Origin of the sequence: Bacillus sp. HY001, from assembly GCF_007558965.1 — a bacterium.
In the GTDB taxonomy this organism is placed as follows: Bacteria; Bacillota; Bacilli; order Bacillales; family Bacillaceae_G; genus Bacillus_A; species Bacillus_A mobilis.
Map to the genome: position 1 here is coordinate 1 of NZ_VLTE01000067.1, position 8770 is coordinate 8770.

At 34.9% G+C, this 8770-nt stretch carries 10 protein-coding genes and 1 pseudogene; 2 read left to right on the forward strand and 9 right to left on the reverse strand.

Going from position 1 to position 8770, the window contains the following annotated elements; genetic code table 11:
• Positions 1-257, reverse strand: a 257-nt coding sequence (locus FOT98_RS25355) for a hypothetical protein (RefSeq protein ID WP_144291175.1), incomplete at its 3' end; no start/stop codon positions are given.
• A gap of 125 nt (positions 258-382) precedes the next feature.
• On the opposite strand from FOT98_RS25355, the gene FOT98_RS25360 reads away from it, so the two are divergent.
• Together FOT98_RS25360 and FOT98_RS33060 are read left to right on the forward strand one after the other, a co-directional pair.
• A complete protein-coding gene (locus tag FOT98_RS25360; protein ID WP_000916414.1) occupies positions 383-964 on the forward strand; it encodes a hypothetical protein in 582 nt (193 codons plus the stop codon).
• A gap of 34 nt (positions 965-998) precedes the next feature.
• Positions 999-1268 (forward strand): hypothetical protein, encoded by a 270-nt coding sequence (locus tag FOT98_RS33060; protein WP_231587824.1) that lies wholly within the window; start codon positions 999-1001, stop codon positions 1266-1268.
• A 49-nt stretch (positions 1269-1317) separates the two neighbouring features.
• Here the strand turns inward: FOT98_RS33060 and FOT98_RS25370 are convergent, their stop codons facing one another.
• The 8 genes and pseudogenes from FOT98_RS25370 to FOT98_RS33580 form a co-directional block, all read right to left on the reverse strand.
• Positions 1318-1953, reverse strand: a complete 636-nt coding sequence (locus tag FOT98_RS25370; RefSeq protein ID WP_000806916.1) for a hypothetical protein — start codon at positions 1951-1953, stop codon at positions 1318-1320.
• Positions 1953-2582 carry a hypothetical protein gene (locus tag FOT98_RS25375; RefSeq protein WP_000963203.1) on the reverse strand — a complete coding sequence of 210 codons (630 nt, stop codon included), beginning with the start codon at positions 2580-2582 and terminating at the stop codon, positions 1953-1955. The genes FOT98_RS25370 and FOT98_RS25375 overlap by 1 nt, the downstream gene beginning before the upstream one ends.
• A 335-nt stretch (positions 2583-2917) precedes the next feature.
• Positions 2918-3616 (reverse strand): hypothetical protein, encoded by a 699-nt coding sequence (locus tag FOT98_RS25380; protein ID WP_000475645.1) that lies wholly within the window; start codon positions 3614-3616, stop codon positions 2918-2920.
• Positions 3617-3632: 16 nt separating this feature from the next.
• Positions 3633-6929: a DEAD/DEAH box helicase gene (locus FOT98_RS25385; RefSeq protein ID WP_000613946.1), complete on the reverse strand. Its 3297-nt coding sequence runs from the start codon at positions 6927-6929 to the stop codon at positions 3633-3635.
• 72 nt (positions 6930-7001) lie between these two features.
• Positions 7002-7229, reverse strand: coding sequence for a hypothetical protein (locus FOT98_RS25390; protein WP_000114817.1), 228 nt, complete (start codon positions 7227-7229; stop codon positions 7002-7004).
• 15 nt (positions 7230-7244) lie between these two features.
• A complete protein-coding gene (locus FOT98_RS25395; protein WP_001219634.1) occupies positions 7245-8336 on the reverse strand; it encodes a DUF6094 domain-containing protein in 1092 nt (363 codons plus the stop codon).
• 102 nt (positions 8337-8438) lie between these two features.
• On the reverse strand, positions 8439-8576 hold the full coding sequence (locus FOT98_RS32560; RefSeq protein WP_000711000.1) for a hypothetical protein: 138 nt from the start codon (positions 8574-8576) through the stop codon (positions 8439-8441).
• Between the two features lie 21 nt (positions 8577-8597).
• Positions 8598-8770: pseudogene (locus FOT98_RS33580) on the reverse strand (DUF6018 family natural product bioysynthesis protein); the annotation flags it as partial.

The following is an 8770-nucleotide window of genomic DNA, read 5'->3' on the forward strand; positions in this document are numbered from 1 at the left end:
CCCCTAAACGGAAACGGTCTTGTCACTCTTCGATTTACTGGTTTTTCAATAACCCCAAAATTTGCCCAGGTAGGCAAACGCTTTTCCACATTCTTTACGGTACCCATTAATCCGTATTTAAGCGATAGAACGAAACATCCGATTAGTAAATATGCAATAGACGAAAAATAGATAGATAGACCTATAACCGCAATTGTGAGCAACCACCCTATTAAAATGGAATTTCGCAAAACAATATATTCTCGATTTCTTTTCAAAACAAACATTCCTTTCAAAATAAATTAGGTTATTTAAAAATGGTAAATATTTACATTTAATAATAAGCATGATATGATACGTCTATATTAAACTCACAAATAGCTTAAAAAGGATTGTGACAGACATGTTAAAACTTGTAGTAGATAATACCGTAACAGAACAAAAAACAAATTCAGCTTTTTCAAACTTGTTTACCTGCAAAGACTGTGTATACTACCTTTCAAAATCGGATTCTTGCAGTTTACAATTAGCAGCTGATTCAAATAATCCACTTATTCCTTATAAGTGCGGAAATTTTGAAGAAACCTATGAAATTGGAACAGAAGATCCATTGAATTCACATATACATCAACAACTTCGAGAAGAAAAAGCACAAATACTAGCTAAAAATTATCCAGCACAACCTTCCATTGATCCAATTCATAAAGATGCAATATGGTATGGAACAATAGATTATGGTTGTTGGATTGTAAATGACTTAAAGAAACGCTTTATTCTTGCAGAACAAATTCCTTTTGGTAATAATATCTCTCCAGAAAAATATGCTTCTCCTTTCCCTTTGCATGATCACGGTGCAAAAGAAGGTATTAGGCACTACATGTGTTGGTATGTAAATGAAAAAGGAATTGGTGAATACCATCTCCTAATTGGTGGTGTCATCATGAAAATTGCAGAAGGGGTTAAGAAACTTGGATTCAATCACTAAGCATATTTATAAGAAAAAAATGATAGAATAAACGATATTATTTAGCCTGATACAATTGGTGCCACTCCTCTTTGTTACTGGTATCATATACGTAGCAATGGAGATTTCTAATTCAAAATGGCGAATTTGGCTTAGTTACGAAGGGATCTTCACAATTTTATTCCACATAACAAGATTCCAAGTCTTTCAAACGAAAGATCAACCACACTTTTTATATACAGCTGTATATCTAAGTAGCATATTATTCCCTATATCAAAAGAAATATTTGAAGCATACAAGACAAGGAACCTAATGAGTAGATAAAAGGTACTGAATGTAGATTCAGTACCTTTTCATCCTTATATAAGGTTCTTTACATATTAGCAAATAGCCATGGAGCGAGTACAGCTAACATACAAAGCAAACAAGATCCCGTTATGACACGATTGGACCAACGGTAATATTCAGGCTGTTTCGTACTCTCATGAATTTTTCTTAAACGAATACCTGCTATTAACATAAATGGTGTGAAAATAAGTGCTGTTGCTTTAAACAGGTCTAAAAAATCCGTAAAGATGTTCATAAACGAAAATATATCGGAACTGAACAGGAAGTACACACTTAGTCTCATGGACATCATACTAATAAATGAGAAAATCATACTTCCGGTTGCCCACTTCATCCATTGACCATTCTTTGTAATTAATGCCATAACCATGACAATAACGCCTAATATAAATGAAATAGAAAAGATATTTACTCCTACTTTAAAAGCCGGTGCATACATACCTTCAACTTTTTGTATGATTGATGAACCAAATGAATCATCTTTCTCAGTTGTTTTCTTTCGATTGTTTAATCCCTCTTTAAAGGATGACGAAACTTCGTCCCCCTTCAATTTATTAAAATCTACTTTTACAGAAGCCTGAGCCGCTTGTAAGGGGGTAAGAAGTAAAACCATTAAAACAAGCGTACATAAGACTCCTATCATCCCTTTTTCTTGTTTCATCACACATCACCCGCTAATTTTGGTTTAACGCTCTTTAATTTGATTTGATTTCCTTCTGCAACATAAAATAGGTCTGCCGAATAATAGATATTTGCTTTTGTATATGCCCTCATAATTGCATTTGCAATTTCTTCTTTTTCTACTGCCACATATGTTTCATTTTCATTGTAAAACTCAATTTCAATTCGATTAATATTATTATTTAATACTGTAATATGTAACTCTTTTAAGCTATCTAAGCGATTGCCTAATCCACACACTAACTTAAATACTTTATTTGCAATTGTAGGTGGTTTGACATAAGTCGTATTAAAATGAATTGTTTCATCATCTATCACACCATCTTCCTCGACTTCACACGTCATAATGAAAGAATGATTTTGTTTTTCAATTTCTTGTTGACTCAACTTGCGATCAATGACATACTTCACGCTTGTTGATAGGTTTTCTATATATTCATCCAGTTCGGTATTTGAAATTTTAACCTCTGAGAATTCCGGAAAAATCATGTAAGCATGTACATTTGAACTACTTTTACTTACACGTAATACCTGGATTTGTTTCTTTTCATAGCGCACCGTTTGTTCTAATTTTTCTACTACGTTGTTGCTTATATGATCGATTGCCATATATTATCACTCCTATTTACTTTGATAAAATAATTCTTCATACACTTCTCATGATTTGATGCTATCTATTTAAAGCATTGTAATATTACGAAGAGTTCTCAATTCTCCTGTTTTAAGACTGTTAATCACCTGAATCTCAAAACATTTTAATATTACAATGACGTACAATGTCTCATTATAGTCGAATATCCTTATATGGTGAATCATTCTGTCCCACTCATTTGTACAAAAATAAAAAAATATTTTATCCTTGTACAAATGAGTGAGAAAATGCTGTATTTCATGCTATTTAACCAAGAAAATACAACTAGGAAATACATTCAGCTATTTCCTAGTTATCTTTCACTCCATCTAACTAGTGTATAGGAATACAATGAATCAATTTGTAATTCTATATACAACAGTTGATTTTCTGGTAATATTTCTCCCTCTGTATGAATCCAATAACGCTTGTTATTAGACATATTAAGTACACGTGTCAGTCCTTGTTCTCGCCCTATTACTTTTGCAGTCCACTTTACAAAATCCATATCATCTACCCCTGAAACTCCTTGTTGAAGAGTGACGATATGCTCTGTTTCTTGTGGGATCGGCAACTGTTCTAGTTCCAGAAATGTCTCCTCATATTCTAATAATTCCTCTGGTATATCCTCATCGCTAGGAAAAGGGATATTATATACTGCTTCAGAAGCAGGAGTATGGTGAAAATCTTCAACATACTCTACTTCCTTTGCAACGTCCTTGTTCTGTTCTAAAGTTTTTTCTTCTTCATCTACATTCATTTGAATCGATGCAGCAACTAAATCATATATATTTGCTACATCCTTTTCTAAGGTAATTTCTTTCGTTGGAACAGTAACACGTTCTTGTTCCCTGCCAATAGGCCTATTTTCTCTTGGACACCAATAAACAGGTCGTTCCACCAGTTCTGGTCCTTTTTCTTTATTTTTCTCTTCTATCAACATATTTCTTTTTGTTTTGTAAACTACAAAACATATATAGCAAATTAATGCGATAAGAAGCATCTTAAACATGATTTTCCCCTCTCATTTAACCAAATAAATCAAACTCAAATTGTCCTTCAATTACTTTATTTTTTTGTTTCCCTTTCCCTTTCTTTTGAGAAGTATCTACTTCTACGATCAATTCATCCCACAGTGTAATATCTTGTTTTTGTACAAGCATACGCTTATCTGTATTCAGTGTTGTTAAAGTTCGAATCACATCTTCTATTTCTCCATCTATTTCAAGTACATTCTGCTTCATTCGAACACCAGGTACTTGCTCTTTTTTAATACATTCAACAGCTTTTTGTACAAATTTAGCCTCTTTCATAAACGCTACGTCCATTGTTTTTGGCAATTTTTCCACCCAATTCGTAAATTGAATTTCAATTGGTTCAAATACAGTCTTTATTACATTGCCAATGTTTTCAAGGACGCGTTTAGATTCATCAGATGCTGCTTTTGTCCATTCCTCTGTTGAACCTTTTAATTGATTCCCACTCTTAATGTTTTGAATTAATAGAGTCTGTAGATCCCCAGTATCACCAAGCATTGCATTCAGTCCATCACTTGTTGCATCACCGTTCATTGCTTCAGCAGCTTTGTTCTTTTGGGCAATTAATTGCGCCATTTGTTCCTGGAACGTTTCTCGGTAGCCAAGATAGAAAGTTCTGCACTGCTTTGTTTGACCAATACGCCAATGTCTTCTTGCAGCCTGATTTAACGTAAATAAGCTAAATGATAATTGATAGAAAATCAATGTTGGCGTCGCCAGCAAGTCCAATCCTACCTTTACCAATTCTTGTGAACAGATGATAACATTCACACCACTATTTACTTGTTCTTTTAACCATTCGCTACGTTTTGGCGGAGTAACTGTATTGGTACGTAAAATTGCTACTTTCGCACCAGGTACTTGCTCTGCAACTTTCTGTAAACGAGGCTGAATGTCTCGTTCCTTCACTGTAGATCCTGTATCTGATACATAAATGATAGTAGGTCGGCCCTCAGAAATTTCAGTACACAATATCTCTTGCAACTTCTTTTCTTTAGGCTGTATACAATCCTCATCGAATCTAAATTCTCCATTGGACCAAACAACATCTTTTTCATTACCATCTAAGTAATAGTCAGGATAATGATTCATGTTATCTGGGTATGCATTGCCTGTACGGATGTAAGAAAGCCATAATTTGCCGACATCAGGTGTACCTTTCGCTGCTTCAATTGCTTTTTCAAACGACTCTTTCATATGCTCATAGGCTTGTTTTTGCTCATCTGACATATCAACAAGAATCGTAGGTACATTGATTAATTCGACTGGATTTGGCCATACATCTTTTAAGCGTATATTTATTGTTGTATCCATTAAAAATTGAGTAAACACATAAGGTGAAATACCAGGAACAACTTTCGTCTTATCCAGCATTCCTTGTGCACCACGTGAAGCTACATTAGATACAACTTCACCATCATGGTAGTATGTTCTCTCAATGTTTCCGTAAGTCTCATTCCAATCCATTAAAGAGCTATATTCAAACCCACTCTTAACCATCTTGGAAGGATATAAGCGCCATAACGTATAAAATACATCGCTTGCCTTACCTCCAAATAGAGTACCTGTCCCCCCTACGAATTTCTTACAAACTTTAACTAAACTCCCTAGAGCAGTTCCTTGTGCAGTTTCGCTTTTCAGTTCATGTATTTCGTCAGCAATAAGAGCATCGAAGAAATGCTTCATTTTCCTACGAATATACTCAACTGTAGCTACTTTTCTATATGCTCTTCCTGAGTGTTTTGCACTATAAGGTTTGTTGCGATTTTCTAACTCTAGTTGTTTTTGTAAAGTTTTATTTCCCTCTTTAATTGCCTGCACTAATTTTTTCTCATATTTCGTCCAATCTTTAAAACTTGCATATTTTGTTTTTACCTTCGGACTCCAAATATTTGAATTACAATCGGCACATACACTATTTTTATTTGTTTTAGAATCTAAGTCACTTCCTGTAAATTCTTTATACTGACAGACTTCCTTTTGTTCGCCATTGGCTTGTTGAACCATAATAGAAGACACTTTTTTACGTAACCTAGCACCACAATCTGGACAGTAATAGCCCTTCTTATAATACCTTTGCACCTCTTCTTCCGTTTTTTTAGAAAAAGCAATTTGCTTATAAGGTAATGGCATCATTTTGATAGAATCTCCTCGCATTGTTGTAAAACTAATAACGAAGAAGGTTGGTTTTTGTGGCTTTGGTCTCCCAGCCTGAATCCAAGATTGATGAATACGAATAAGATCCTCTGTGCGTTTAATAAGGTGTATCTCTGCGTCTGGTAATAAGTGTCGTATTTCTTCTTTTGCCCACTTCTCCGTAAGAGTTGGTGGAACAAAAACACATGTACGATACCCTTTTTGTCCTTTTAAATGAAAATAGCCATCTACTGCAGCTGTCATCATTGCACTTTTGCCTGTGCTCATCTCACCCTGCAGGATGATTCCCTTTTGTACTTGTAATGCTTTTGCTGCACCTGTTGCTACATGTGCCTGTACAGGGAATAATGGTCTTTTGTATGTATCAAAATGAGATAATGCCTGATCTTTCATTGGTTGATGTAATGGCTCATCTAATTTTGTTACCTTATCAAGCATGACAGGTGAATACTCCAATAGATATTCATTTAAATCTTGTATTTCATTGATTTTTTCACCTGTGCCCTCTTGCGGAAATTGACATTTTCCAGAGCGAATCATTTCTGATAAAAACTCTTTACAATCCTCTTCTTTTAGTAATACTTGTGCAATAGAGAGCGAAGTAAATTCATTTTTATCAAAATATACTTCCAATGGTTGTAACAGGTTTCTTGTTAGCATCTCCTGATAAATTGGCTTAGCCCATTCTTCTAAAATTGGCAAACCATAAGGAGGAGCCATTAAGAAATCTCTTACTTGCATCTCTGGTGCTTCATTAATTGCAACAATATACTTTTCTTCTATTTCCTTAGAAAACGCAATAATTGCCTTTTTTCTATTTGCTGTTTGTGTATTTATAAAATCAAATTGTCCTTTCGAGATTACATTCATTTTTTTGCCTAATACATAATGTAATTCTTCTTTTTGTCCCTCTCCAAAATACAAACGACGAGTACCCATTGATATGGCTGCTCTGAATGACTTTAATGTACTGTCATTCGCACCTAATACTGCAAATTGCATATGGTTGTTATGATTAACTGCCATAGCAAAACAAAAAGCAGTATGTGAGGCAGTGCCTGTCTCCAATTGCAACATCGCTGGTGTTTGTTCCTGATCAAATGTATCTTGTTGAATCATTTCTTGTATCATAATTTTCCCTCCTACAAATAAAAAACGCATCTTATTTGATACGTTTCATGTCCTACTCATTTAATTGGTTGTTTAAAAATTTATAAACTGTTTCCACTCCGGTAATGATTGTTCAGCTGCAGATAACATATCGCCTACACCCTGGAATAGTGAGAATTGTTCTAACACTGTCCAATGCGTACCTGCACCTAATTGAGAAGCACATAAACAAATGACTATAAGTACAATAGCAATACGAAATATACGATTGCTAAACTCCCATACAATGTATAGCGCTCCTATCCCTAACAGTACAGACATCTCTCTCTTCCTTTCCTAGACAAGTTCTTTGACTTCACCAGTTGGTGTTGCGATGATAAATTTCGCGCGGCGTTTTTGTAATACAACTTCTTTCGTTGTTGTTTCCAATTGCTCAAATGAATTTTCATAATACACATTTTCAGATCCACGAACTGCATGGAGCGTATCATCTTCACCAAGCAAACCATCTGCCACACCAGTTATCAGCAATAGTCCTAATTGTCCGGAAGCAATCGGCATTTTTGCTCTTTCAGCTGCTGTTTTCTCATCTTGAAGTGAGTAACCATTCCCTCTATTTAAACACTTTTTGAATGTCGAGATACCTTCCGATTTCCCTACTCCTTCATAAGCACTTTTATAGTCCACTCTTGATGTGAAAATGAGTTTCTTCTGATGATGCAATTCAGGTATAATCCAACTTTTACGATTCACCATTTGCGCTAATGTATTCACATGTTTTCTTACGAAAGAAAGATCGGACATATTTTCACAAAAATTAGCAAATCGATCATTGAAATATGTATCATTTTTCGTAGCGGCACGCTTACGGCCAATAAAAACACATTGCTTAAATTGCTCAAATTCTTCATTTTCATCGCCAAAACGCATTAATCCTATTTCCTCGTAATTCTTAGCTAAAAAGTAGATAATTTCATCTCGAGCAAAACGATCGTATGGAATGACATACACCATAACGCCACCTTCTTGTAAATAATGGTGAGCGCGCTTTAAGAAGCTGAACTCCATTTTCTCTGATTTTGCATTTTCTGTACGAAGCTCCGTATTATAAGGAGGATTTAAAAAAACAAGTGGAAAATGGTCATGACTAATCATCATACTTTCAAAGCTTGAGCGTACCACTACATCTAATTGCTCTTTTGCTTTGTTATATCGATTTGCATCTAATTCCACACCATATGTATCAAGTTGTATACCAACTTGTTTCACCTCATCTGCAAAACTTCGTAAAATTGTCCCTTCTCCACAACATGGATCAAAGCAAGCATAAGCTCGCTCTGATTCCATTTGTAATAACTGTATTAAATGTTTCCCTTCTGTTAGTGGGGTTGGATAAAAACCCGCCGCTAAATCATTTCCTATACGCACAATAATTCCCTCCAAGTTCTTTTTTGTAATAAAAAAAGGAAGATCCAAGTATATACATCACTTAGTTCTTCCTTTTACCCTCTATAAACTACCTCTTCTTTATTAAAATGGTAGTTCTTCATCTGTAATCTCCGATAGCTCATCCATACCAGCAAAAATATCATCCGGCTCTTGGGATTGCTCTCTTATTTCCTGATCTTTTGGCTCATCTAATACTGTCCAAATGTTATCTTTTTTCATTTTCATATCCCTCTATCCTTCTTATTTTTCAGGTTCGTATACAACTTCTTCGTAATCAAAAAAATAGTCTTTCAGTTTACGTAGGAATGTACGAATCTTCGGTTCAGCTACGATCTTTGTACCATGGTAAAAACTTTGTTGCCCGACAAAGCGCCATAAGATTACGTAGCCTTCTTTTGCTTCCTGTATGCCTT